This is a genomic window from Pseudomonas sp. HPB0071 (assembly GCF_000478505.2).
GTDB lineage: Bacteria > Pseudomonadota > Gammaproteobacteria > Pseudomonadales > Pseudomonadaceae > Chryseomonas > Chryseomonas luteola.
The window spans coordinates 2,812,489-2,837,997 of record NZ_KI517367.1; the positions used below are offsets into that span (position 1 = coordinate 2,812,489).

Sequence of the window (25,509 nt, forward strand, 5' to 3'; positions counted from 1 at the left end):
CTGGCGGGTCGAACAGACGTTTTGCGGGCTCAGGATGACAGGTCAGCCCGCGTTTACCACCCCTCAGGAGGCATCATGGTGGCTAACCCATTCGATTTGTCAGGCAAGGTCGCGATCATCACCGGGTGTGATGCCGGATTGGGAAGGAGCATGTGTGTAGCTCTGGCCAGTGCCGGTTGCGATATTGTTGGGATCAGCCGGCGCGAACCCCATGAGACGCAAAGTGAAGTAGAGGCCAAGGGCCGGCGATTCGTGAGCATCCGGGCAGATCTCAGCGCCACGGATGCGGTGCCCTTTATTGTGGATGAGGCGCTACAGGCTTTTGGTCGTATCGATATCCTGGTCAACAATGCCGGAACGATCCGGCGTGAGGATGCACTGAATTTCACCGAAAAAGATTGGGATGATGTCATGGGCGTCAACCTCAAGACGGTGTTCTTTCTTTCTCAAGCCGTGGCGCGTCAATTCATAGCGCAGCAGGGCGGCGGCAAAATCATCAATATCGCTTCGATGCTGTCTTTCCAGGGCGGCATCCGTGTCCCATCCTACACAGCCTCCAAGAGTGGCTTAATGGGGCTGACCAAGGCGCTGGCCAACGAGTGGGCCAAGCACGGTATCAACGTCAATGGCATTGCGCCCGGCTATATGGTAACGAACAACACGGCAGCCTTGCGTGCCGATGAGCAGCGCAACGCAGAAATCCTGGGGCGCATTCCGGCAGGTCGCTGGGGCGAGCCAATCGACCTGGCAGGGCCTGTGGTGTTTCTGGCGTCGTCTGCCTCGGATTATGTCCACGGTCATACTCTGGCCGTGGACGGTGGTTGGCTGGCGCGTTAGTCCGGCCGGTTACACCTACAGTTTGTCCGTTGAAAACCAGTGCCGGGCTTGTTTTCATGACGGCCTGATATCGGCCCGGAAAACGAGGTAGCCCAGCATGACCGCCAGTGACGAGAAATACACCCGCCAGACCATCACGGAGGTGTGGCCCTGGGCCGATAGCCTGTTCAGCTTGCGTACGACGCGTGATCCGCGCTTTCGCTTCAGTGCCGGCCAGTTTGCCCGCCTGGGTGTCGAAAAGGCAGACGGCGAAATCGTCTGGCGTGCCTATTCAATGGTCTCCGCGCCTCATGACGAATTTCTGGAATTCTTTTCCATTGTCGTGCCTGGCGGAGCCTTTACCAGCGAGCTGAGTCGCCTCAAGCCCGGTGATACGTTGCTGGTGGAAAAGCAGCCCTATGGGTATCTCACCCTGGAGCGCTTTACCGGCGGACGCGATTTATGGCTGTTATCCACCGGTACGGGATTGGCACCGTTTCTGTCCATGCTTCAGGAGCCGGATGTCTGGCAGCGGTATGAGCGTATCGTGCTGGTGTATAGCGTCCGGGAAGCAAAGGACCTGGCCTACCAGGAAATGATTAAGGGGCTGGCGGAGCTGGAGTACCTGGAAGGGGTTGCACAGAAGCTGATCTATATTCCTGTTGTAACCCGTGAGGATCATCCCGGCGCGCTGAGGGGGCGAATCACGACCCTGATCGAAAACGGTAAGCTGGAGAAGGCCGCAGGGCTTGAGCTTTCAACAGAGCACTCCCGCATCCTGATCTGTGGTAATCCTGAAATGGTGGATGACACGCGAGCCGTGCTCAAGGCACGTGATTTCCAGCTGGCCCTGACGCGCCGGCCTGGACAGATCGCGGTAGAAAATTACTGGTAAAAGATGCGGATGGGGCCCGCAAGGGCCCTATTTGTAGCGAACAGTCACGAAGAGGTCGGAGGGTCATTACGTGTGACGGTGGCCTCAGGCTTCTGGCTTTGTTCCTTGAGCAGGTCGCGAATTTCAGTCAGCAGTACTTGATCCTTGGTAGGGCCGGCCGCTGCCTTCTTTTCCTCATGCAGGCGCAGTCGATTCAGAACCTTGATGGCGCTGAAAATGGCGAATGCAATGATGATGAAGTCGAAGATCGATTGCAGGAACTTGCCGTAAGATAGCAGCACTGCCGGTTTATCGCCTTGGGCAGCCTGCAGCGTAATGGCGAGGTGCGAAAAGTCCACGCCACCCAAAAGAATCCCGAGAGGCGGGGTGATCACATCGGCAACGAATGACGACACGATCTTGCCGAAAGCGCCGCCAATGATGATACCAACAGCCAGATCGACGACGTTGCCCCTCATGGCGAACGATTTGAATTCGCTGAAAAAGCTCATAAGCACTCCTTTTGCGGTGGAATGGTAGTGACGCCATCGCTAACGTCTCGGGCACTTTGAACCGCAAAAGCGTCTGGTTGTTTCGAAGTGCTTCCTGAAAAAGTGTGCTGCCTCTCGTTGCTGCACTTTGCCGAACGGCTGCGGTCCACCATATGGATGGGCTGAAAGGCTCAAGATATTCAACCTGCCTCAGGAGGTCACACATGGTTGCCGAGCACAACTTGCACAAGGATTTTCCAGACAAGGTTCAGAAGTTTGAAGAGCTGCGTCAAAACAATCCGGAATTTGCCAAGCTGATCGAGCAATACGATGCGCTGGATCAGGAGATCCTGGAAATCGAGGGGATGGTCGAGAACAGTGGCGATGAGGAGTTGAATCGATGCCGACGAGAACGCGTCGTGATCAAGGACAAGATCGCACGCGAGCTGCAAGGTAGCTGATCAGCTCTAGGCCGCTGCCCCTGCGTAGCGGCCATAACTTAAAACGCTTGGCTTGGGTATTGATTCTGCTAATAGCGGAACAAAAGGTATTCAATTTAGCGAAGCGGTCCGGGTTCCTTACTCTTTACGTGCTTGGAACAGAGCACTTAAAAAAGAGAGGAACCCAACAATGTCCATTCGGACCTTTTCCGGATATGCCCTGAATCTGCTTGCAGCGGGCATCCTGTCTGCCACAGTCGCTTCGGCGGCCTATGCAGGTACCCTGACGCGTGACAACGGTGCGCCAGTCGGAGACAACCAGAACTCCCAGACCGCTGGAGCCACAGGCCCGACGCTCCTGCAGGACGTGCAACTGGTACAAAAGCTTCAGCGCTTTGACCGTGAGCGTATTCCAGAGCGTGTCGTTCACGCGCGTGGCGCGGGTGCCCACGGAGAGTTCGTCGCCTCGGCCGACGTTTCTGACCTGACCAAGGCCAAGGTTTTCCGCCCAGGCGAGAAAACACCGGTCTTCGTACGTTTCTCTGCGGTGATCCATGGTAATCACTCACCGGAAACCCTGCGCGACCCGCGCGGCTTTGCCACCAAGTTCTACACTGCTGACGGCAACTGGGATCTGGTAGGCAACAACTTCCCAACATTCTTCATCCGTGACGCCATCAAGTTCCCGGACATGGTTCATGCGTTCAAGCCTGACCCACGTACCAACCTGGATGACCCGCGTCGTACGTTCGACTTCTTCTCTCACATTCCGGAAGCGACCCGTACCCTGACCGAGCTGTACTCCAATGAAGGTACACCGGCCAGCTACCGCACCATGGATGGCAATGGCGTACATGCCTACAAGTTCGTCAATGCCAAGGGTGAAGTTCACTATGTGAAGTTCCACTGGAAGAGCTTGCAGTCCGGCAAGAAGAACCTGGATCCGAAGGAAGTGGCCGAAGTTCAGAGCAAGGACTACAGCCATCTGACCCGCGATCTGGCCAACGCCATCGACAAGGGCGACTACCCGAAGTGGGACCTGTACGTTCAGGTGCTCAACCCGGAAGATCTGCCCAAGTTCGACTTTGACCCGCTGGATGCCACCAAGATCTGGCCGGGCGTGCCCGAGCGCAAGATTGGTCAGATGGTCCTGAACAAGAACCCGGACAACTTCTTCCAGGAAACCGAGCAGGTTGCCATGGCGCCTGCCAACGTTGTGCCTGGCATTGAGCCCTCCGAGGATCGTCTGCTTCAGGGGCGTGTGTTCTCCTACGCCGATACGCAGCTCTATCGCGTTGGCACCAATGGTCTGCAGTTGCCGATCAACAAGCCTCACGTAGAGGTGAACAACGGCAACCAGGACGGAGCGATGAACATCGGCCACACGGCGACCTCCGTGAACTACCAGCCGAGCCGCCTGCAGCCGCGTGAGGAAGACACTTCCGCACGTTACAGCCAGCTGCCGCTGTCCGGTACGACCCAGCAGGCCAAGATCCAGCGCGAGCAGAACTTCAAGCAGGCGGGTGATCTGTATCGCTCCTACAGCAAGAAGGAGCGTCAGGACCTGATCGAAAGCCTGGGCGGTGATCTGCGTGTTGTGGATGACGAAAGCAAAAACATGATGCTGGCGTACTTCTACAAGGCTGACGCGGAATATGGCGAAGGCTTGACCAAGGTGGCCAAAGGCGACCTCAAGCGCGTCAAGGAAGTGGCCGCGACCCTCAAGGACTGATGTCCTCCGGGCAGGCTAATCCTGCCCGTGCTCCCTTGTCGGCTTGCCTGCCTGGATAGGCAAGCCTGACAAATTGCCTGGCGAGTGTCCACGCCAGCCGGGTAACCATAGACAGTGCACAAGCCAGATCATGCCCAATGCCGCTCGCGCACGGGCAGCCCTGACCGCGAGAGAACACGCTATGCGCTTATTTTTTCTTGGCATTACGATGCTTTCCCTCACCAGCACATTGGTATTGGCTGATCCGCCACCTGAGGCGTCGGTAGCCGAGCCGGCTGCAGTCGAGGCGAAAACACCTGATCAGCCCTCACCCGACGCGGTAAAGGCACAGCTCAAAAGCTATTTCTTCGATGCGGCCCGTGATGGCCGTCAGGAGATGCTGGAAGAGTTCATCAAGGCTCATTATGACCTCAATACCCAGGATGAAAAAGGCTACACTGCCTTGATTCTGGCGGCCTACCATGGCCACAAGGAAGCCGTCGAGCAGCTGCTGGCTGCAGGCGCAGACCCTTGCATACAGGACAACCGAGGCAATACCGCATTGATGGGCGCCATCTTCAAAGGGGAGATTACCATTGCCCACCGCCTGGTTCAGGCCACGTGCAACCCCGACCAGCGTAACAATGCCGGCCAGACGGCCGCCATGTACGCTGCGCTTTTTCAACGCAAGAGTGTGCTGGACGATCTGGCGGCCAAGGGCGCAGACCTTAATGCCAGGGATGCGATGGGCAACGATGTCGAAAAGCTCAAGCGCGGTGAATTCAGCCAGCCCCCGACCCGTTGACCCTAGCGCTGCAACAGATCTTGGACTGGAAACGCGAATCGAGTTAACTGTAAATTCATACAGTGGTGTATAATCAGGCTTTGTTTTCAGGAGCCTGGAATGGCCAAAGCCAAGCGCATGTACGGCTGCACAGAGTGCGGCGCAACGTTTCCCAAATGGGCAGGGCAGTGTGGCGAGTGCGGCGCCTGGAACACGCTTGTCGAAACGGTTGTCGAGTCGGCAGCCGGTGCCTCCGGCCGTGGCGGCTGGGCGGGCCAGCAGACCGTGCTCAAGACATTGGCCGAGGTCAGCGTTGAGGAAACTCCACGCTTCACTACAGACTCCACAGAGCTGGACCGCGTATTGGGTGGTGGCTTGGTCGATGGGTCGGTTGTGCTGATCGGCGGTGATCCAGGCATTGGTAAATCCACCATTTTGCTACAGACGCTTTGCCGCATTGCCGAGCGTATGCCAGCACTTTATGTGACAGGCGAAGAGTCCCAGCAACAGGTGGCCATGCGGGCCCGGCGCCTTGGGCTGCCGGAAGACAAACTCAAGGTCATGACCGAGACGAGCATCGAGAGCATCATTGCCACGGCACGTCAGGAAAAGCCGCGGGTCATGGTAGTGGACTCCATCCAGACCATTTTTACTGAGCATCTCCAATCCGCACCGGGTGGCGTTGCCCAGGTGCGTGAAAGCGCGGCACTTCTGGTGCGTTTTGCCAAACAGACCGGAACGGCTGTGTTTTTGGTCGGACATGTGACGAAGGAAGGTGCCCTGGCGGGTCCGCGCGTGCTTGAGCACATGGTGGACACTGTTCTGTATTTCGAGGGCGAATCGGATGGCCGTCTGCGTTTGCTTCGGGCAGTGAAAAACCGCTTCGGTGCTGTAAATGAGCTGGGTGTTTTCGGAATGACCGATAAAGGCCTGAAGGAAGTATCCAACCCGTCGGCCATTTTTCTGACCCGTGCACAAGAGGCCGTGCCAGGCAGTGTGGTCATGGCGACTTGGGAAGGCTCTCGACCAATGCTGGTTGAGGTGCAGGCGCTGGTCGATACCAGTCACTTGGCCAACCCGCGTCGGGTGACGGTCGGTCTCGATCAGAACCGTCTGGCCATGCTGTTGGCCGTACTGCACCGCCATGGCGGCATTCCCACCTATGACCAGGACGTGTTTATAAATGTCGTTGGCGGTGTGAAGGTGTTGGAAACAGCTGTGGACCTGGCCTTGATGGCAGCGGTTATCTCCAGCCTACGTGACCGCCCCTTGCCCCACGACCTGCTGGTCTTTGGCGAGATCGGTCTTTCGGGTGAGATTCGTCCAGTGCCCAGTGGACAGGAGCGCTTGAAGGAAGCCGCCAAGCATGGCTTCAAGCGCGCCATCGTACCTAAAGGCAATGCGCCCAAGGAGGCACCCGCTGGTCTTGAAGTGGTCGCAGTGACCCGTCTTGACCAGGCGCTGGATGCCTTATTCGAGTAAGCCGCCTGGGTCAGTCCTTGCCAAGGGCCGCCAGTTCGCGCTCAAGCAGGGACTGGTCGCCCAGGTTGAGCTCGACCAGACGGCGCAGGTGGCTGATGGAGTCGAGATCGATCTGCTGGCAGGCAAAGCCCAGCTGTTCGGCTTCTAGCCGTACCAGTTCGGCGCTCATCTCGACCTGTGTTTCCGCGTCCAGTGTAATGACGATCTGGAAGGGCACCTCCTGACGGCCGCTCCAGTCGTCAGGCTTTTGTGTCAGTAATCCCTTCAGGGAAATGTCGTTGACCAGCGCTGTCCAGTGCTGTTCGCCCTGTTGAATCCGCGCCGTGGCGTCAAACGCGAAGCGCTTGAAACGCCGACGTTCGGTTGAATCAGTCATGTCGCTACTCCTGAATGCGATAGAGGTGACTTCACCTCATTCTATCGGCCCAAGGCGCGGCGTCTAAAGTATTGCCGCTTAGCGTTACAGCTTAGTCAACGAACGGCAGGTTGTTCGACAAAAGGTCCGGGCTTGGTCTGCTGATGCAAGCGGGTGTCTGCATGACTATCCGGCATCTGCCTTCTGCGGTATGAATATTCAAATGACCACTACAAACCAAACGCTCTAGACCAAGGTCTGATGGCGGAATTGCTAGCTTGAACTAAGCTTGAGCGGCAGCTTCTTTGTCCGTTTGTCATGGAGCCTTTATGAATAATAACAAGAGTGTATTCCGCCACGTGCCCTGGGCCGTGGTCGCGGCTGTAGGGGCTTGCGCCTTGGGAGTGGTGGCCTTGCGCCGTGGAGAGACGATCAATGCGTTATGGATCGTCGTTGCAGCCGTCGCGCTCTATCTCGTTGCCTATCGCTATTACAGCCTGTTCATCGCTACCAAAGTCATGCAGCTGGACCCGAACCGGGCAACACCGGCTGTTCTCAATAACGATGGTCTGGACTACGTACCGACCAACAAGCACATACTGTTCGGTCACCATTTCGCTGCCATTGCAGGCGCAGGCCCGCTGGTCGGCCCGGTACTTGCCGCGCAAATGGGCTACCTACCCGGCACACTCTGGCTGATTGCCGGCGTGGTCTTTGCCGGTGCGGTCCAGGACTTCATGGTGTTGTTCATCTCCACCCGCCGTAACGGCCGCTCGCTGGGCGAGATGGTCCGCGAGGAGATGGGGCAGATACCGGGAACCATTGCCTTGTTTGGCTGCTTCCTGATCATGATCATTATCCTGGCGGTGCTGGCCCTGATTGTGGTGAAAGCGCTGGCCCACAGCCCATGGGGGATGTTTACCGTTCTGGCAACGCTGCCCATCGCGGTATTCATGGGCGTTTACATGCGTTATATCCGCCCGGGCCATATCGGTGAGATTTCTGTGGTCGGCCTGGTATTGCTTCTGGCCGCCATCTGGTTTGGTGGCGTGATTGCGGCTGATCCGGTATGGGGGCCGCGGCTCACCTTTACGGGTGAACAGATTACCTGGATGCTGATCGGCTATGGCTTCGTGGCTTCCGTGCTGCCCGTCTGGCTGCTGTTGGCGCCCCGTGATTATCTGTCGACCTTCCTTAAAATCGGCACCATCATCGCGCTGGCTATCGGTATTCTCTTCATTGCACCTGAGCTGAAGATGCCAGCTGTTACTCAGTTTGTAGACGGTACCGGCCCGGTCTGGAAGGGTAGCCTGTTCCCGTTCCTCTTTATCACCATCGCCTGTGGCGCTGTTTCCGGTTTCCACGCGCTGATCTCGTCAGGCACCACGCCCAAGCTGCTCAGCCGTGAGACAGATGCCCGTTACATTGGGTATGGCGCCATGTTGATGGAATCCTTTGTGGCGATCATGGCCATGGTGGCAGCATCGGTGATCGAGCCGGGCGTCTACTTTGCCATGAACAGTCCGGCGGCCATTGTGGGCGCCGATGCCGCAAGCGTTGCTGCCACGATCAGCTCCTGGGGCTTTGCGGTAACACCTGAGATCCTGACCCAGACCGCACAGGACATTGGCGAAACCACCATCCTGACGCGGGCCGGCGGTGCTCCCACACTGGCGGTCGGTATCGCGCAGATCCTGCATCAGGTGCTGCCGGGTGAAAACACCATGGCCTTCTGGTACCACTTCGCGATCCTGTTCGAGGCGCTCTTTATCCTGACGGCTGTTGATGCCGGAACCCGTGCGGGTCGCTTCATGCTGCAGGATTTGCTGGGCAATTTCGTACCGGCACTCAAGCGTACCGACTCCTGGATCGCCAATATGATTGGCACAGGTGGCTGCGTTGCGCTCTGGGGGTATCTGTTGTACCAGGGCGTTGTCGATCCGCTGGGCGGCATCAATACGCTCTGGCCGCTGTTCGGTATCTCCAACCAGATGCTGGCCGGTGTTGCCTTGATGTTGGGTACGGTCGTGCTGATCAAGATGAAGCGTCAGCGTTACGCCTGGGTAACTGCATTGCCGGCCGTGTGGCTGCTGATCTGCACAACCACGGCCAGTCTGATCAAGCTGTTTGACAGCAACCCGGCGGTTGGCTTCCTGGCTCAGGCGCACAAATACCGTGATGCGCTGGCGGCTGACCAGATCCTGGCACCGGCCAAGTCGGTTGAGCAGATGCAGCAGATCATGATCAACAGTTATACCAATGCGACTCTGACCGTACTGTTCCTGATCGTAGTCGCCAGCGTGCTGTTCTATACCGTGAAGGTGGGTTATGCCGCTTTGTCCAAGCCTCAGCGCACGGACAAGGAAACGCCTTTCCAACCGCTGACAAATGTCTGATGGGAGCTGCGCATGTTCAATGACCTCGCCAATCTTGGAAAGTACCTGGGGCAGGCGGCTCGCCTCATGGTCGGAATGCCGGATTACGACACCTACGTCGAGCACATGCGCGGCAAACATCCGGACCTGCCTGTCATGACCTACGAAGAGTTCTTTCGTGAGCGGCAGGAAGCGCGTTATGGTGGCGGCAAAGGCAAGACCTTCCGCTGCTGCTAAGCACGTCAAGGTGTGATTCAACCGGGCCAGGCCTTTTAGCCTGGCCCGTTTCATTTAAGGCCGCTTATATGTCTACAACCCCCATCCCTGTAACGGTTTTGACCGGCTTTCTCGGTGCTGGCAAGACAACCCTGCTGCGTTACCTGCTTGAAGGTGATCATGGCCTCAAGATCGCTGTCATCGAAAATGAGTTCAGTGAGGCCGACATTGACGGCGCCTTGCTGGGCGATAAGGCTGTACGCATCGTAAAGGTAGCCAATGGTTGCGTCTGCTGTACCGGTAGTAAAGACTTGTCCTACGCGCTGACGGTATTGCTGGAGCAGCTCGACCAGGGCGAGATCGAATTCGACCGACTGGTGATCGAGTGTACCGGCCTGGCCGATCCAGGCCCGGTTGCTCAGACCTTCTTCATGGATGAGGATCTGCGCGAACGCTATCTGCTGGATGGCATCATTACGCTGGTGGATGCTGTTCATGCCCAGGAGCAGCTATCCAGACCCATTGCCCAGGCCCAGGTGGGCTTTGCGGATCGCCTGTTGGTTAGCAAGCGCGATCTGGTGGATGAGACTGCCTTCACGGCTTTGAGCGAACGTTTGCAACGCATCAATCGAAGGGCGCCGGTTCATGTGGTGGATCATGGTCAGGTTGACCTGAGCGTCCTGTTGGATATCAGAGGGTTCAATCTGAACGATCAGCTGGATCGTCAGATGCTTTTCCGCCCGCTAACGCCGGTGCGTACCCAGAAGCCGGACAACATCACTTCGCTGGCGCTCAAGGCCGAACGTCCGCTCGATATCGACCGCGTCAGTCGCTTCATGGAAGGGGTACTTGAGCGGCACGGCAGTAATCTGCTGCGTTACAAGGGTATTCTGGATATTGCCGGAGAGCCTCGAAAGCTCTTGTTTCAGGGTGTTCAGCGGCTGTACGGCGCTGACTGGGACCGGGAGTGGGAGGAGGGCGAAGTGCGAGAAAGCGTGATCGTCTTTATTGGCATGGAATTGCCGGAGGCCGAGCTGCGCGAAGGTCTCGAGGCGGCACAAGTCTGAGGCATATGAAAAAGCCCGGCATAAGCCGGGCTTTTCGTAAGGCTTGAGCTTACTGACCGTAAACCGGCAACTTGGCGCAGATAGCCTGGACTTTTTCGCGTACGCCATCGATCACGGACTCATCGCCCATGTTATCGAGGATGTCGCAGATCCAGCCGGCCAGCTCACGGCATTCAGCTTCCTTGAAGCCGCGGGTGGTAACGGCCGGAGTACCGATACGCAGGCCCGAGGTCACGAAGGGGGAGCGGGGATCGTTCGGAACGGAGTTCTTGTTTACCGTGATGAATGCACGACCTAGAGCCGCATCGGCATCCTTACCGGTGATGTCCTGCTTGATCAAGGACAGCAGGAAAAGGTGGTTCTGAGTACCGCCAGAAACCACATCGAAGCCACGCTGGATAAACACCTCGGCCATGGCCTGGGCATTCTGGATGACCTGCTGCTGGTACTGCTTGAACTCAGGCGCCAGCGCTTCCTTAAAGCATACGGCCTTGGCGGCGATCACATGCATCAGCGGACCACCCTGGGCGCCCGGGAAGACAGCCGAGTTCAGCTTCTTCTCGATTTCCTCATTGGCCTTAGCCAGGATCAGGCCGCCACGAGGACCACGCAGGGTCTTGTGAGTCGTCGTGGTCACGACATCGGCGAACGGAACCGGGTTCGGGTAGATACCTGCAGCAACCAGACCGGCAAAGTGAGCCATGTCAACGAACAGGTAAGCGCCCACCTTGTCCGCAATTTCACGGAAGCGGGCGAAATCCAGTACCTGCGAGTATGCCGAGTAACCGGCCACGATCATCTTCGGCTTGTGCTCAACCGCCAGGCGCTCGACTTCATCGTAGTCGATCAGGCCGTTTTCATTGATACCGTACTGAACTGCGTTATAAATCTTGCCGGAAGAGCTGACGCTGGCGCCGTGGGTCAGGTGACCACCATGGGCCAGGCTCATGCCGAGGATCGTATCACCAGGCTGCAGCAGTGCCAGGTAAACAGCAGAGTTGGCCTGCGAGCCTGCGTGGGGCTGAACGTTGGCGTAGTCGGCACCAAACAGCTGCTTGGCACGGTCAATTGCCAGTTGCTCGACCTTGTCGACGAATTCGCAACCACCGTAGTAGCGCTTGTGTGGATAGCCTTCGGCGTATTTGTTGGTCAGGACAGAGCCCTGGGCTTCCATGACAGCCGGGCTGGTGTAGTTTTCCGAAGCGATCAGTTCGATGTGATCTTCCTGACGCTGGGCTTCCTGCTCCATAGCGGCATACAGATCGGCGTCGAAGCGGGCGAGGGTTAAGTCACGGCTGAACATGGGGTTCCCCTGAAAAGCGACTGGGCTAAAAGAGGGCGCATTCTATCCCAATCCACAGTGGACTGGGTATGAGCACCCGTCATGCAGCGGTCGAACAGCATTCATGGCGGCTACATCAGCCGCAATCGGGCCTCGATCAGCTCGGGTGACAGCGGTTTGTCAAACAGATACCCCTGAACTTCGTCGCATTCATGGTCACGCAGGAATTTGAGCTGCTCTTCATTTTCCACCCCTTCGGCAATGACCGACAGGTTGAGGCTGTGGGCCATGGCAATGATGGCGCGCGCAATCTGGGCGTCCTGCTCTCCATGGGGCAAGCCATCCACAAAGCTGCGGTCGATCTTGAGAATGTCGATGGGAAGCTGCTTCAGGTAGTTGAGCGAGGAGTAGCCGGTTCCAAAGTCATCTACCGAAATGCATACACCCAGCTCTTTCAGGCTTTTGAGTGTCATCAGCGCATCATCCACGTTCTGCATGAGGATGCTTTCCGTGAGCTCAAGCTCAAGACAGGCGGGGGGTAAGCCCACTTCCTGCAGGATCTGGGCAATATGTTCGCCCAAGCGATTGTCGGCGAACTGTCGGGCCGAGAGGTTGACGGACACCTTTGGAATGCGAACCTTTTCATCATGCCAGACGCGCAGCTGGCGACAGGCTTCCTTGATGACCCAATCCCCAACCTGAATGATCAAACCGGTTTCTTCGAGCACTGGAATGAAATCGACAGGCGAGACGTTGCCGCGGCGCGGGTTGCTCCAGCGGAGCAGGGCTTCAAGGCCGGTCAGCTGACCATTGGAGCACCGGTACTGCGGCTGGTAATGCAGGGTAAATTCATTTTGCAGCAAGGCGTGTCGCAGATCGGCTTCAAGCTCGATGCGCTCCAGCGCACGGGCGTTCATTTCCGCCTGGTAGAACTGGAAGTTGTTCTTGCCCATCTCCTTGGCGTGGTACATCGCCGTGTCCGCGTTTTTCATTAGCTGACTGAGCTCACTGCCATCCTGAGGCGATAGCGCGATCCCGATACTGGCGCTGACGAAAAACTCACGATTTTCCAGAATAAATGCTTCGGACAGGCTTTCCAGGATATTTTCGGCCACGCGGATAGCACAGGCCATGGCCTCCTCCCGACTACCTAGGTTGGCCAGCAGCAAGGTGAACTCATCGCCACCCATGCGAGCCACGCTATCCTCCGTTCCTACACAGGCGGTTAGGCGTACAGCTACCTCCTTGAGCATTCGGTCGCCAGCAGCGTGCCCCAACGAATCGTTGATCGGCTTGAAACGATCCAAATCTAGGAACATCAGCACAACCCAGCTGGCATGGTGAACCGCCTGCTCCAATGCAGTGTGGAGGCGATCCTGGAACAGCGTGCGGTTTGGCAGGAGCGTCAGGGCATCGTAATAGGCCAGACGGTGAATATGTCGCTCACTGGCCTTGCGCTCACTGATATCCACGAAGAAACACACGAAGCTGACCAGATCACCTTCATCGTCGCGTACGCCGGTAATGCCGATCCAGGACGGGTAAGGCTCACCATCCTTGCGCTTTTGCCACAGTTCACCTTCCCAGCTGCCCTGTACCGCCATATGGTTCATGATATGAGAGAGCTGGTTGGCTTCCTGAAGGTCTGCACATAGCATGCGCGGTTGCTGGTCGATGACTTCCTCTGGCTCGTAACCGGTCATACGGGTAAACATCTGGTTGACGCGTACGATGTAGCCAGCCGGATCGGTGACCAGAATGGCGGCTGCCGAGTGATCGAAAACGGTAGCGGCCATCCGCATGTCTTTTTCCGCGCGTCGCTGGGCGGTAATGTCCCGGCAGATGCCCAGCAGCCCTTCGAAACGACCATGCTTGTCCCATAGCGTTTCCAGACGCATTTCCAGGCTTAACTTGTGCCCGTCGGCGTGGAGGCAGTCCAGGATAATGACCTGACTGGATTCCTGATCTACTTCCGCCATTAACTGGGTTGACCTAAGCGATCGACGCAGCTTTTTTATCCAGTCCCGCAGTTTCTTGAGTTGCTGGGAGTGCGTCGCCAGATCATAGGGGTTGAGCTGGTAGAGCGTTTCGAGTTTGTAGCCCAGAAGGTTTTCAGCCGAAGAACTTATGTAGTTGATAGCCAGCTGCTGGTCCGTGCTGAAAATGATGTCGCTGATACTTTCCGCCAGCAGGCGATAGCGCCGCTCCTGGTCACGCAGCAGATCATTGGCGTTGACCATCTCGGTAACATCCAGCGCAAGGCCGATGATCTGGCGCATCTGACCCTGGCTGTCACGTTGGAACGCCTGCTCGCGCAGATCGAACCAGCACCAGTGGCCATTCTTGTGATGCCAGCGAACCAGGCAGTCGTTCACCTGGCCTTCCTGAATGATCTGCCGCATGGTGCGCAGGCGCTCGTACAACTCATGGTCATCCGGATGCAGGAGCGTGGTCAGGTAGTCCGGGCCCAACGCGTCCAGTTCGGCTTCGCTATAACCAAGCTTGAGTCCCAGCGGATGGTTTTGATAATCAATGGTCTGGGTCTTGAGGTCATAGGTATAAAGCGTGTCCGGCGCCGCTTTGACCAAGTCGGACCAGAAGCGCTCCCGCTCGATCAGCGAGAGTTCGGTGCGTTTGCGCCGTGATACATCCGTTATGCTCAGCGGTACGGCCTCGTATCCCATTTCTGCCGGAGGAAGGTGGACAGAGAACCAGAGATGGCGATCACCTTGCGGTGTTATGAGGCGGCCTTCCACATCCAGGGTCTGCTGTCCTTCAGCCAGCGCGGCAATCATCTTCATGCGCTTGCCATGGGCGTTGGGTTTGCTATCGCCGATCAGGTTGGCCAGTGCCTGATCAATGGTCTTAATGCCTAGCAGGGTCAGCGCCATCTGATTCATTTCAGTGATGCGAATCAGGCCAAGCAGCTCATGGCCCCGTGAAGGGTTGATCTCAAGCCATTGATAGAACGTCCGGGCACTTGTGATGTGATGTGCTAGCAGGACCTGCTGCAGGCGGGAGAAGTCCAATACACAAATGCCGGTGTTGATGCCTTCGAAAATGCTCTGGTAGCGCTGGCGTGTACTTTCTATCGTCCGGAGCGCCTGCTGCTGCTCGGTGACGTCCCGCAGTATCCAGGCGCACCCGGTAAAGGCTGACGTATGATCTTCCAGTTCCTCCAGGGAACGATTCGAGCCTACGCCGTAGCGGCTGACGGCAAACAGTCTGCGCTGGCCGTCAGGTTGGGATAGCTCGACGATCCAATCCTTGTCGGCCTCTTGCGGAGTTGATAGGTCTAGTGCAGGGAGCAGACCCCTCAAGGTGTGCTGCTCCGCATCTGTCTGTTCGATGCCCAAAAGAAGGGAGGCTTTCCGGTTGAGGTAAAGCAGGCGGCCCTCTTCATAGGTGACCAGTACGCACTCATCTACCGCATTCAGGGCTTGCATCATCAGGCGCAGGCTCTGCCGTGACGAGCGTGAGGAAAGATGAAAGCCGGATTGCTCCCGCTGCAGGCAGTACACCAGAAGGGACGCGCATAGGGTCAGCAACACAAACGTGGCAACTCGCCACAAAAACAGGGTTTTCCAGGTCAGGACCGAAGGGCTCAAATGGCTACGGAGCTGCCAGTTGGTGCCATCTAATGTGAGGGCAAAGGTCTGGCTGTCCGAAACGGCAGGCTCCTCAGGCATATCCCTGGCCAACGTGGCGCCGCTTGCCTTGTCTGTAATAGTCCAGATCAGTTCATGGGTGTGGTTTTTCAGCCTTTCCAGCCCCAACCCGGCTTCGCCCGTAATCAGCCACCAGCCCTGATCGCTCTGGCTTCTCTGCCTGAGGAGCACATAGCTACCGTCGTGAGGCGTATAGCCGTAGTAAAACGGTCTCGCCTCCAAACGTCGTAGGGCAGGGCTCAGGTAGTTTGGGTCGACTGCTGACGGAAATAAGGACGGGTCTTCAAGCGCGTCGGCTGGAACCCAATAGAGGTGGTTGGCCTTAGGATAGATAGCCTGCAACTGTGCCGGTAGCGCCTCGATGCCTGTCTCCGGCGTTACGTCATCAAGCTCTGCCGCCGCTTGGTGAGCAAGAAACGCAAGGGCTTGCTCGATATATTCGGCCTTTTGCAGGCTCTGCTCCCGAGCGAAGCTGCCCAGCATGGCACTTCGCTGATTCAGCTCCTTATGGAGTTGCCAGGACAATACACCCAGCAATAACAGAATCAGCCCAGCCAGCACCCACTTCAACATACGGAGTGCAGGAGAGCGCGTCAGCAGGTTTTGTAAGGGTAGGCCGGCAGAAGCTTTCACATCGGTTTTCCAAAAGAGTGCAGTTACAAGCGGTAACCGCACACGCTATAGACAGTCCTGTCACTGGGTGAGGCGCTCATGGAAGGTATCGTCATCATCCTGTCCACCATTACAAAAGAGAATTTGGGATATCCTTTGCGTTATCGCCCGCGGGGTGCAGATTCTTGAATGATTGTTTGGCTGTCGTCTGAAGCGATAACCTGCAATCCATCAAATAGTGTGTGAGGGACTTCGACAGCTTGGCTCAGTCCCGCCATACTATTCGCCTACTTTTGCATCAGTACCAAGGTTCATCCATGGCTCAATACGTTTACTCCATGCATCGGGTCAGCAAGATCGTGCCCCCGAAGCGAGAGATTTTGAAAGACATCTCCCTGTCCTTCTTTCCTGGCGCCAAGATCGGCGTGCTGGGCTTGAATGGTGCGGGTAAGTCTACCCTGTTGCGCATCATGGCCGGGGTCGATACGGAGATCGACGGCGAAGCTCGCCCGATGCCCGGTATCAACGTAGGTTATCTTCCGCAGGAGCCGCAGCTCGATCCGAGCAAGACGGTTCGGGACATTGTCGAAGAGGCCGTTGGTGCGATCAAGGACGCTCAGGATCGCCTGAACGAAGTATACGCCGCTTATGCCGAGCCGGATGCCGACTTTGATGCGCTGGCTGCTGAGCAGGCGCGTCTGGAAGCCATCATTCAGGCCTCTGACGGCCACAATCTCGAGCGGCAGCTGGAAGTGGCCGCCGATGCCCTGCGCCTGCCGCCATGGGATGCGAAGATCGAGCACCTGTCCGGTGGTGAAAAGCGTCGCGTGGCGCTGTGCCGTCTGCTGCTGTCTGCACCTGACATGCTGTTGCTCGACGAGCCTACCAACCACCTGGACGCCGATTCCGTTGCCTGGCTCGAGCACTTCCTGCACGACTTCGCTGGTACTGTCGTAGCCATCACGCATGACCGCTACTTCCTGGACAACGTGGCTGGCTGGATTCTCGAACTGGACCGTGGCCACGGTATCCCGTTTGAAGGTAACTATTCCGGCTGGCTGGAATCCAAAGCCAACCGTCTGGCGCAGGAAGCCAAGCAGGAAGCGGCTCACCAGAAGGCCATGAAAGCGGAACTGGAGTGGGTGCGCTCCGGTGCCAAGGCCCGTCAGTCCAAGTCCAAGGCTCGTCTGCAGCGTTTCGAGGAATTGCAATCTCAGGAATTCCAGAAGCGCAGCGAGACCAATGAAATCTACATCCCGGCTGGTCCGCGCCTGGGTGACAAGGTTATCGAGTTCCATAACGTCACCAAGGGCTACGGTGATCGCGTTCTGATCGATAATCTGAGCTTCAGTGTGCCCAAGGGCGCGATTGTTGGTGTGATCGGGGGTAACGGTGCCGGTAAATCCACACTGTTCCGCATGATCACCGGCAAAGAGCAGCCAGATTCGGGCACCATCGAGATCGGTGAAACCGTACAGATCGCCAGTGTCGATCAGAGTCGTGATAGCCTGGAGGGCAACAAGACCGTATGGGAGCAGGTCTCCGATGGTCTGGACATGATTCGCGTGGGTAACTATGAAGTGCCTTCCCGCGGCTATGTCGGTCGCTTCAACTTCAAGGGTGCCGATCAGCAGAAGTTCGTCAAGGACCTGTCCGGTGGTGAGCGTGGCCGCTTGCATATGGCGCTGACGCTGAAGCAGGGCGGTAACGTACTGCTGTTGGACGAACCGTCCAACGACCTCGACATCGAAACCCTGCGCGCACTGGAAGAAGCATTGCTGGACTTCCCGGGCACCGCCATCGTGATCTCGCACGATCGCTGGTTCCTCGACCGTATCGCCACTCATATCCTCTCCTATGAAGACAACTCTCAGGTGGTGTTCTTCGAAGGGAACTACACTGAGTACGAAGCGGATCGCAAGAAGCGTCTTGGCGATGCTGCCACGCAGCCCAAGCGAGTGAAATACAAAAAGCTGAGCTGATCAGCCCTTTTGTACCCAAAGGCCGCCGCGTAATGCTGCGGCCTTTTTTATTTCTTGTGCTGAGTGGCCCGGAGAATGCTGTCTATGATTTCATCCGGAGACTGGCGAATATCAACCAGTAGCGCCTCCTGCTCACCGGGCGGCTCAAGTGTGTCGATCTGACTTTGTAGTAGCCGTGGATCGAAAAAGTGCCCGCGTCGATTGAGGATGCGCTCGCTGAGTACCTCGGCCGGTCCATTCAAAAAGACCAGAACGATCCCGTCGGTGGCGGTTTGCAGCCGTTCCCGGTACTGCTTCTTCAGGGCTGAGCAGGCAAATACCTGGGTTCGCTGATGGCGATGGGCATCCTGCATCGCAGTGCGAATGGCATCCAGCCACGGCCAGCGGTCCTCATCATCAAGAGGAATGCCCTTGGCCATTTTTTGCCGGTTGGCGTCGCTGTGGAACTCGTCGGCATCGGAAAACTGGCAGCCCAGACGCTGGGCCAGGCGTTCCCCTATAGTGGTTTTTCCACTGCCAGATACACCCATGATCAGATAAATCATTCATCCTCCACGATTGGGTTTCGATCCTTTAAGGGTAGTCCCTTCACCCGCAAGCGCCTCCCCGGATTCAGGGGGAGGTGCATCAGAAGATTTCCCGATGGTAAGTGTCGTCCCGATAGAGGCAGCTACAATACAGGCCAGCGCCGTCCATTGGCCGAGGGTCAATGTTTCGCCGAGAAAGATAAAGCCTGACAGGGCACCCAAGGCCGGTGACAGGCTCATCAAGGTGCCAAAGGTCTGGGTAGGCAACTTTGTCAGCGCCATCATTTCCAGAACGTAGGGGAGCGCGGAGGACATGACGGCGATTGCCAGAATGACCGGCAGTGTTTCCACCGCAAACAGACCGGGACCTGTCTCATAAAGTCCAAGTGGCAGAACTCCCAGTGCTGCGATGCACGAGCCCAGCGCAACGGTGCTCGCACCATAGACGGCCCCGGCTTTCTTGCCGAATACAATGTAGAGGGCCCAGCAGGCACCTGCCAGCAAGGCGAAAAACGCGCCCAGTAGATCTACACCGCTGGCAGCATGCCCGACCGGCAAAAGCAATACCAGCCCTAAAATGGCCAGGATGATCCAGACAAAATCGATCAGCCGGCGAGAGGCAATTATGGCGACAGCCAGGGGGCCTGTGAACTCAAGGGCGACTGCGATTCCAATGGGAATCCGCTGCATGGCCAGATAAATCGAAACATTCATGATGCCTAGGGCAATGCCATATACGACCAGAGATTTCCATGGCTTCCCTTTGCCAAGGACTTTCCACGGTCGAAGAACAGCTACAAGCAGCAGGGCGGAAAAGAGAAGGCGCAGCGCGGTTACACCAATCGGACCCAGGACAGGGAAAAGACTTTTGGCCAAGCTGGCGCTGCTTTGAAGAGAGATCATTGCCACCAGTAACAGGCAGACCGGTATGAGAGTAGCCAGGGGGCGAGCGTTTAGTTGAGACATTCTGCTAGTGCTTATCCGTTTTGATTGAGCAATAGCAGAATGGGAAAGCCAAAGCGAGCACTACTTAGTAGCGTCACGCCAGAGCGTCGGATGTTTCTGATGTGCTTTCAATTGCTGTCTTTCTGTTCCTTGCTGTCGCCGCGCAGGGCCCGGGCCATTCCACGGCGTTTGCTGCGTTCCCAGTCCTCCTCGTGCTCACTCCAATGTTCTTCATAGTAGCGACGGGTCTGTTCGTTCTGAGCCGTGCTGGCACACTGGCGGTAGCCGTCCTCCCACCCCTGCGCGTAATAACGCTCCTGGTCATAGCGGGGGACGTTCTTATGGAGGGCCCCAATGCCATTTACCGCCTGTTTACCTGTCAGACACCCGTCGTGATAGCCATCGGCATAAGGAGGTGGATAACCCTTTGCAACCAACTGGTCATGGTAGCTCTCACAGCCGCTCAGCCCGGTAAGTAGCGTTACAGCCAATAACATTCTCATCCACATGGTCTTACTCCTGCGCAAACTTCGTCGCTGGCGCAGTACGAAGACCCTTGGATTGACTGCGCATAACCTGTTTCTTTTCCTGCTCCCTTCCCTTAAGCGTAGCCCCGGACTGGCGAGTCGGTGTTATTTCTGAAGTTAGGCACTTCCATGTCACAAATTCGTCAAAACGGTGTGACCGCTTCGTGTGCCATGATGACCGGGTAGGCAGTGCCATGCCTTGCTCTTATCCGGCTCGCAACGCCAGAATGCGGACAGATATGTCCGAACGACACAAGGATTTCCGATGCATGATCCTGTAGCTGCCGGCCTGCGCCTGGCACCTGACGAATTGACCAGTCCCTTTGATCCCGCCCAGCTGTCCTTTAGTACTACCGATGAGCTAGACCCATTCCGGGGTATTCTCGGACAGGAGCGCGCTGTAGAGGCCCTGCAGTTTGGTGTGGCGATGCCACGTCCAGGCTATAACGTATATGTCATGGGAGAGCCGGGAACGGGACGGTTTTCCTTCGTGCAACGGTTTCTGAAAGCGGAAGGCAAGCGCTTGCCTACGCCCTCGGACTGGGCCTACCTGAACAATTTCGAAGAGCTGCGCGAGCCCCGTGCTGTCGAGCTGACCCCAGGCAATGGCGATGACTTCATCGCTGATATCGAGCAGCTGATCGATAACCTGCTCTCCACATTTCCAGCGGTGTTCGAGCATCCTGCCTATCAGCAGAAAAAGAGCGCCATCGATCGAGCCTTCAACCAGCGCTACGACCAGGCGCTGGATGCGGTAGAACGTGCAGCGTTGGAAAAAAGCGTAGCGCTCTACCGCGACAGTACCAATATTGCCTTTACGCCCATGAAGGAGGGCAAGGCTCTGGATGAGGCTGAATTCGCCCAGTTGCCTGAAGCGGAGCGCGAACAGTTCCATGCCGATATATCCTCACTAGAGGAGCGGCTCAATGAGGAGCTGGCCAGTCTGCCGCAATGGCGTCGCGAGTCCAGCAATGAGTTGCGCCGCCTGAATGAAGAAACCATCACGTTGGCTCTCCAGCCGCTGCTGGCTCCGCTGGTTGAGAAATACAATGACAACCCGGGTGTATGTGCCTATTTGCAGGCCATGCAGGTCGACTTGCTCAAAACGGTGGTCGATCTGCTGATCGACGATGCCAAAACGGACACACAGCGCCGTAAGGATCTGAAAGAGCAATACCTGCCCAATCTGGTTATTGGGCACCATGCGACCAGTGGTGCACCGGTCATTTTCGAGCCTCATCCCACCTACGACAATCTTTTCGGTCGCATTGAGTACAGCTCTGATCAAGGCGCGCTCTACACCAGCTACCGACAGTTGCGTCCAGGGGCACTGCACCGGGCCAACGGCGGCTTTCTGATCGTCGAGGCGGAAAAGCTGCTTACCGAACCCTTTGTCTGGGATGCCCTGAAGCGTGCCCTGCATTCACGTCAGCTCAAGATGGAGTCGCCGCTGGCTGATCTTGGTCGCTTTGCGACCGTCAGCCTGACCCCCCAGGTTATTCCGCTAAACATCAAGGTCATCATTATTGGCTCGCGGCAGCTCTATTACACCCTTCAGGAGCTCGACTCGGAGTTCCAGGAGATGTTTCGTGTGCTGGTGGACTTTGATGAAGAGATTCCGCTGCGTGACGACAGCCTTGAGCAGTTTGCACAGCTCCTCAAAACACGGACCTCCGAAGAGGGCATGGCGCCCCTGACCGCAACGGCAGTTGCGCGTCTTGCCACTTACAGCGCTCGCCTGGCCGAACATCAAGGTCGATTGTCGGCTCGAATCGGTGATCTGTTCCAACTGGTCAGCGAGGCGGATTTCATTCGTCAGCTGGCAGGTGACGAAGTGACCGATCGAGGCCACGTAGAGCGTGCGTTGAAAGCCAAGGAAACCCGTACAGGTCGTGTCTCGGCCCGTGTGTTGGACGACATCATGGCGGGTCAGATCCTGATTGATACAGAAGGCGCCGCGGTTGGCAAATGCAACGGCCTAACCGTTCTTGAGGTAGCAGACTCGGCCTTTGGTATGCCTGCTCGTATCTCCGCTACGGTCTATCCCGGCGCCAGCGGCATTCTCGATATCGAGCGAGAGGTCAGTCTTGGGCAGCCGATCCACTCCAAGGGTGTGATGATCCTGACAGGCTATCTGGGGAGTCGCTACGCCCAGGAATTCCCCCTGGCCATTTCTGCCAGCATTGCCCTTGAGCAGTCCTATGGCTATGTGGATGGTGACAGCGCCTCTCTGGGAGAAGCCTGCACCTTGATTTCCGCGCTTTCACGTACACCGTTGAAGCAGTGTTTTGCCATAACCGGCTCCATTAACCAGTTTGGTGAGGTGCAGCCTGTTGGCGGCGTCAACGAAAAAATCGAAGGCTTCTTCCGCTTATGTGCTGCTCGCGGCCTCACCGGCGAGCAGGGCGTGATCATTCCTAGGGCCAATGTAATCAACCTCATGCTTGATGAGCGCGTGGTAGAGGCGGTTAGAGAGGGGCGCTTCCACATCTATGCCGTTCGTCAGGCAGACGAAGCGCTAAGCCTTCTGGTCGGTGAGCCGGCAGGTGCACCAGACGCACAAGGGCGTTTTCCTGAGGGCAGCGTGAATGCTCGGGTTGTCGAGCGGCTTAAAGACATCGCTGAACTCGAGATAGAAGATGAACTGGCCGACAAATTGAAAGATAAGAGCAAAAAGGACACGCACGACGAGAACTGAGTACATAGCGGTCAGGTCGGAAGAATGAGAGATGTGCCATGGCCTGCGGGTCATGGCACACCGCAGCTGGCTTGCGCTGCTGAAGTTCGTTATCGCTCCTCGATAACTCCTCGGGCACGACAGGCTTATTAGAAAAAACAGATCGAGGAAGATGCCATGCCGCGCAGCATCACTCTAATTCGTCCTTGCCTGGGTCTTGTTACCCGTATCGAATGTGAAGTCAAACCATTGGCTCATCAGCCAGGAATGTGGACTCTACTGTGTGCTGCTGGTCTGACGGGTCAGCATCCAACGGCGATCAAGGCGCAAGGGCCTTTTCACGGACCGGTTGTCGCTGAGGCAGTCATGGCAGCGATTGCCGAGAATCTGCAGGAACAAGGCTATGTTCCTGCGTCTGATCCACAGATCTGGCGCTTGCACATTCAAGGTGAACTCCGTCGAATGAACGGAGAACGTGCACAACCTGTCATGAAGTACCAAGCTCGACCCGAGCTGTGAGCAAATTGGCCTAAAAGGGTTGGGCCTCTCATGATTTGCCATGATTTGTACCGTTCCAGGCGTTTGTCGGGGCGGTATGCGCCGGTATACTCGCCGGATCACTTGTCATGAGCGAGTTACATGGAACGCTTTTTCGAAAATGCTATGTATGCTGCCCGCTGGCTGCTGGCACCTATCTATTTTGGCCTTTCGCTAGCCCTGGTCATGCTGGCCATCAAGTTTTTCCAGGAAATCTTTCATTTACTTCCGCATATATTCGAACAAACTGAAGCAGATCTGATCCTGTTGGTCCTGTCGCTGATCGATATGGCTCTGGTGGGCGGTTTGCTAGTCATGGTCATGCTGTCAGGCTACGAGAACTTTGTGTCTCAACTTGAGTTGGGAGATGACAAGGAAAAACTCAGTTGGCTCGGCAAAATGGATTCCAGTTCATTGAAGAACAAGGTCGCCGCTTCCATTGTTGCGATTTCATCGATTCACCTGCTGCGAATCTTCATGGACGCAAAAAATGTCGATACCACCTATCTGAAATGGTACGTGATCATTCACCTGACCTTCGTGCTCTCGGCATTTGCCATGGGTTATCTAGACAAGCTCACCAAGCATGACCATTAACGGGTCATAAGAGGTCAAGACAGTTGTTAGCCGTGCTGGCAGCTACTTTCCCGGAGGCGCTATGAGACTCGAAGAGTTAAAGGCATTAGCCCAGGCAGGTCGCATTCAGGAACTCAACCTTCTATCGCTGGAAGGAGGGTTCTATATCCTTGACATACTCGGCGTAGAGACTCGCAGCTGTCTTCAGGAAAACGATGGCAAGACCATGCACTTGCGCTCGCCCGGCCATGCCCAGCATGTGCTCAGGGAGATACCGGAGCTTCCCTTCTACCTTGTGCAGTATTCTCCCTATGACGAAATGGTGGGCGCTGCGCCGCGTAGCGAGGCGCCTTTAAAGACGCGCCTTGGTTTCAACCGTAACGGTGAAGCAAGCGTTTGAGCCTGAGCGGTAGCTCAAAGAGAGACAGTATCACCCGTCATTTACCTGCCGCATGCACGCCGAGCCTTGCAGTCGTCTGTGTTAGGCTGGGCGTTTTGTAGCCGAGGTAACTAATGAGCGAACTCAATCTGGACACGCATGAAAGTCGTGTGAGCTACGGCATTGGCCGTCAACTGGGCGATCAGCTTCGTCAGAATCCGGTACCTGGCATGTCTCTTGAGGCTGTGCTAGCGGGTTTGTCGGATGCCTACACCGAGCAAGACAGTCGTGTGTCGGTTGATGATCTGAATGACAGCTTCAAACACATTCGCGAGCGTATGCAGGCTGAAGCGCAGGCCAAGGCTGCTGCAGCCGCAGAAACCGGTGCCGCCTACCTGCTGGAAAACGCCAAGCGCGACGGTGTTGTGCTGTTGCCTTCTGGCCTTCAGTACGAAGTGCTGGTTGAAGGGCAGGGCGACAAGCCTAGCCGCCAGAGTCATGTGCGTACCCATTACCATGGCACCCTGATCGACGGCAGCGTCTTTGACAGCTCTTATGAACGTGGCCAGCCTGCCGAATTTCCCGTCGGTGGCGTCATTGCAGGCTGGACCGAAGCGTTGCAGCTGATGAGTGTAGGCAGCAAATGGCGCCTAACCGTGCCGAGTGAGCTGGCTTATGGCGCTCAAGGTGTTGGCAGTATCCCGCCCCATAGCGTACTGGTCTTCGATGTAGAGCTGCTCGAGATTCTCTGAGTCTTAGGGCTGGCCGCAAGACCAGCTTAGCCAAAGCTCTGCTGACTGCTGTCCTCCGGCCGCAAGGCGCGTGCATAGCAGAACAGAAAGAGTTGGCGGACCTGTTCCTTTTGGCGAGCAGGTTCGCTGCTGCTCAAACTTTGCACATCAAGCTCGCCCATCTCCCACAATTCATTCAATGCGTCTTCATCCAGTACAACGCATACCTGTCCAGTCTCGCGATTGAGTATGCGAAGGTAGGGGTGTGGGCGGTCCAGCCAAGCATCGATCAAATAAGTCATGACATATCCCTCCATATCGGGTGTATGAATGAGAATAATTCTTGTTATTGATTAATCAAGGGTTAATCCGAATTTTTCTGGCCAAGGCGACCAGCAGCACAAAACAGACATAAAAAAACGCCACGAGCCTGACGGCAGGTGGCGTTCTTTTTG

Annotated in this window: 23 protein-coding genes; 15 read left to right on the plus strand and 8 right to left on the minus strand. The window is 56.6% G+C overall.

Features of this window, described 5'->3' with window-relative positions; translation table 11 throughout:
- The first annotated feature begins 75 nt into the window (after positions 1-75).
- Together kduD and HMPREF1487_RS13170 are read left to right on the plus strand one after the other, a co-directional pair.
- Positions 76-837: a 2-dehydro-3-deoxy-D-gluconate 5-dehydrogenase KduD gene (gene kduD / locus HMPREF1487_RS13165; protein ID WP_010797150.1), complete on the plus strand. Its 762-nt coding sequence runs from the start codon at positions 76-78 to the stop codon at positions 835-837.
- 97 nt (positions 838-934) lie between these two features.
- On the plus strand, positions 935-1,711 hold the full coding sequence (locus HMPREF1487_RS13170; protein ID WP_010797151.1) for a ferredoxin--NADP reductase: 777 nt from the start codon (positions 935-937) through the stop codon (positions 1,709-1,711).
- Positions 1,712-1,755: 44 nt separating this feature from the next.
- On the opposite strand, the gene mscL is transcribed toward HMPREF1487_RS13170, so the two are convergent.
- Positions 1,756-2,202 carry a large-conductance mechanosensitive channel protein MscL gene (gene mscL / locus HMPREF1487_RS13175; RefSeq protein ID WP_010797152.1) on the minus strand — a complete coding sequence of 149 codons (447 nt, stop codon included), beginning with the start codon at positions 2,200-2,202 and terminating at the stop codon, positions 1,756-1,758.
- Between the two features lie 203 nt (positions 2,203-2,405).
- Here mscL and HMPREF1487_RS13180 point away from each other — a divergent pair, with 203 nt between their 5' ends.
- The 4 genes from HMPREF1487_RS13180 to radA all read left to right on the plus strand — a co-directional run bounded on the left by HMPREF1487_RS13180 (position 2,406) and on the right by radA (position 6,598).
- A complete protein-coding gene (locus HMPREF1487_RS13180) occupies positions 2,406-2,642 on the plus strand; it encodes an HP1242/YdcH family protein (RefSeq protein ID WP_010797153.1) in 237 nt (78 codons plus the stop codon).
- A gap of 169 nt (positions 2,643-2,811) precedes the next feature.
- Positions 2,812-4,353 carry a catalase gene (locus tag HMPREF1487_RS13185; protein WP_010797154.1) on the plus strand — a complete coding sequence of 514 codons (1,542 nt, stop codon included), beginning with the start codon at positions 2,812-2,814 and terminating at the stop codon, positions 4,351-4,353.
- 208 nt (positions 4,354-4,561) lie between these two features.
- Positions 4,562-5,137, plus strand: coding sequence for an ankyrin repeat domain-containing protein (locus HMPREF1487_RS13190; protein ID WP_208859636.1), 576 nt, complete (start codon positions 4,562-4,564; stop codon positions 5,135-5,137).
- A 99-nt stretch (positions 5,138-5,236) separates the two neighbouring features.
- Complete coding sequence (radA, locus tag HMPREF1487_RS13195; protein ID WP_010797156.1) at positions 5,237-6,598, plus strand: DNA repair protein RadA; 1,362 nt, start codon at positions 5,237-5,239, stop codon at positions 6,596-6,598.
- Positions 6,599-6,608: 10 nt separating this feature from the next.
- Here the strand turns inward: radA and HMPREF1487_RS13200 are convergent, their stop codons facing one another.
- Positions 6,609-6,974, minus strand: coding sequence for a PilZ domain-containing protein (locus HMPREF1487_RS13200; RefSeq protein WP_010797157.1), 366 nt, complete (start codon positions 6,972-6,974; stop codon positions 6,609-6,611).
- A gap of 308 nt (positions 6,975-7,282) precedes the next feature.
- Here HMPREF1487_RS13200 and HMPREF1487_RS13205 point away from each other — a divergent pair, with 308 nt between their 5' ends.
- The 3 genes from HMPREF1487_RS13205 to yjiA all read left to right on the plus strand — a co-directional run bounded on the left by HMPREF1487_RS13205 (position 7,283) and on the right by yjiA (position 10,611).
- The gene (locus HMPREF1487_RS13205; RefSeq protein WP_010797158.1) at positions 7,283-9,349 is read left to right on the plus strand and encodes a carbon starvation CstA family protein; all 2,067 of its coding nucleotides are present in this window, start codon (positions 7,283-7,285) and stop codon (positions 9,347-9,349) included.
- Between the two features lie 12 nt (positions 9,350-9,361).
- Positions 9,362-9,565, plus strand: coding sequence for a YbdD/YjiX family protein (locus HMPREF1487_RS13210; RefSeq protein ID WP_010797159.1), 204 nt, complete (start codon positions 9,362-9,364; stop codon positions 9,563-9,565).
- A 68-nt stretch (positions 9,566-9,633) separates the two neighbouring features.
- Entirely contained in the window at positions 9,634-10,611 is a 978-nt protein-coding gene (yjiA, locus tag HMPREF1487_RS13215) for a GTPase (RefSeq protein ID WP_010797160.1), read from the plus strand.
- A gap of 49 nt (positions 10,612-10,660) precedes the next feature.
- Here the strand turns inward: yjiA and glyA are convergent, their stop codons facing one another.
- Together glyA and HMPREF1487_RS13225 are read right to left on the minus strand one after the other, a co-directional pair.
- Entirely contained in the window at positions 10,661-11,914 is a 1,254-nt protein-coding gene (glyA, locus tag HMPREF1487_RS13220; RefSeq protein ID WP_010797161.1) for a serine hydroxymethyltransferase, read from the minus strand.
- A gap of 110 nt (positions 11,915-12,024) precedes the next feature.
- Positions 12,025-16,194 carry an EAL domain-containing protein gene (locus HMPREF1487_RS13225; RefSeq protein WP_010797162.1) on the minus strand — a complete coding sequence of 1,390 codons (4,170 nt, stop codon included), beginning with the start codon at positions 16,192-16,194 and terminating at the stop codon, positions 12,025-12,027.
- 296 nt (positions 16,195-16,490) lie between these two features.
- Here HMPREF1487_RS13225 and ettA point away from each other — a divergent pair, with 296 nt between their 5' ends.
- Positions 16,491-18,155, plus strand: a complete 1,665-nt coding sequence (gene ettA, locus HMPREF1487_RS13230; protein WP_010797164.1) for an energy-dependent translational throttle protein EttA — start codon at positions 16,491-16,493, stop codon at positions 18,153-18,155.
- 47 nt (positions 18,156-18,202) lie between these two features.
- On the opposite strand, the gene HMPREF1487_RS13235 is transcribed toward ettA, so the two are convergent.
- From HMPREF1487_RS13235 to HMPREF1487_RS13245, 3 genes are all read right to left on the minus strand, one after another.
- The gene (locus HMPREF1487_RS13235) at positions 18,203-18,700 is read right to left on the minus strand and encodes a gluconokinase (protein WP_010797165.1); all 498 of its coding nucleotides are present in this window, start codon (positions 18,698-18,700) and stop codon (positions 18,203-18,205) included.
- The gene (gene rhtA, locus HMPREF1487_RS13240) at positions 18,701-19,648 is read right to left on the minus strand and encodes a threonine/homoserine exporter RhtA (RefSeq protein ID WP_010797166.1); all 948 of its coding nucleotides are present in this window, start codon (positions 19,646-19,648) and stop codon (positions 18,701-18,703) included. It lies immediately after the preceding gene.
- 107 nt (positions 19,649-19,755) lie between these two features.
- Positions 19,756-20,136, minus strand: coding sequence for a hypothetical protein (locus HMPREF1487_RS13245; protein WP_010797167.1), 381 nt, complete (start codon positions 20,134-20,136; stop codon positions 19,756-19,758).
- A 283-nt stretch (positions 20,137-20,419) separates the two neighbouring features.
- Here HMPREF1487_RS13245 and HMPREF1487_RS13250 point away from each other — a divergent pair, with 283 nt between their 5' ends.
- The 5 genes from HMPREF1487_RS13250 to HMPREF1487_RS13270 all read left to right on the plus strand — a co-directional run bounded on the left by HMPREF1487_RS13250 (position 20,420) and on the right by HMPREF1487_RS13270 (position 25,075).
- The gene (locus HMPREF1487_RS13250) at positions 20,420-22,852 is read left to right on the plus strand and encodes a Lon protease family protein (protein ID WP_010797168.1); all 2,433 of its coding nucleotides are present in this window, start codon (positions 20,420-20,422) and stop codon (positions 22,850-22,852) included.
- A 156-nt stretch (positions 22,853-23,008) separates the two neighbouring features.
- Positions 23,009-23,350, plus strand: a complete 342-nt coding sequence (locus tag HMPREF1487_RS13255; protein WP_010797169.1) for a PA4575 family protein — start codon at positions 23,009-23,011, stop codon at positions 23,348-23,350.
- Positions 23,351-23,470: 120 nt separating this feature from the next.
- The gene (locus HMPREF1487_RS13260) at positions 23,471-23,965 is read left to right on the plus strand and encodes a TIGR00645 family protein (protein WP_010797170.1); all 495 of its coding nucleotides are present in this window, start codon (positions 23,471-23,473) and stop codon (positions 23,963-23,965) included.
- 61 nt (positions 23,966-24,026) lie between these two features.
- A complete protein-coding gene (locus HMPREF1487_RS13265) occupies positions 24,027-24,344 on the plus strand; it encodes a DUF6482 family protein (protein WP_010797171.1) in 318 nt (105 codons plus the stop codon).
- A gap of 113 nt (positions 24,345-24,457) precedes the next feature.
- Positions 24,458-25,075, plus strand: a complete 618-nt coding sequence (locus HMPREF1487_RS13270) for a BamJ family beta-barrel-assembly machinery protein (protein WP_010797172.1) — start codon at positions 24,458-24,460, stop codon at positions 25,073-25,075.
- 26 nt (positions 25,076-25,101) lie between these two features.
- On the opposite strand, the gene HMPREF1487_RS13275 is transcribed toward HMPREF1487_RS13270, so the two are convergent.
- Complete coding sequence (locus tag HMPREF1487_RS13275; protein ID WP_010797173.1) at positions 25,102-25,356, minus strand: PA4570 family protein; 255 nt, start codon at positions 25,354-25,356, stop codon at positions 25,102-25,104.
- Positions 25,357-25,509: the final 153 nt, after the last annotated feature.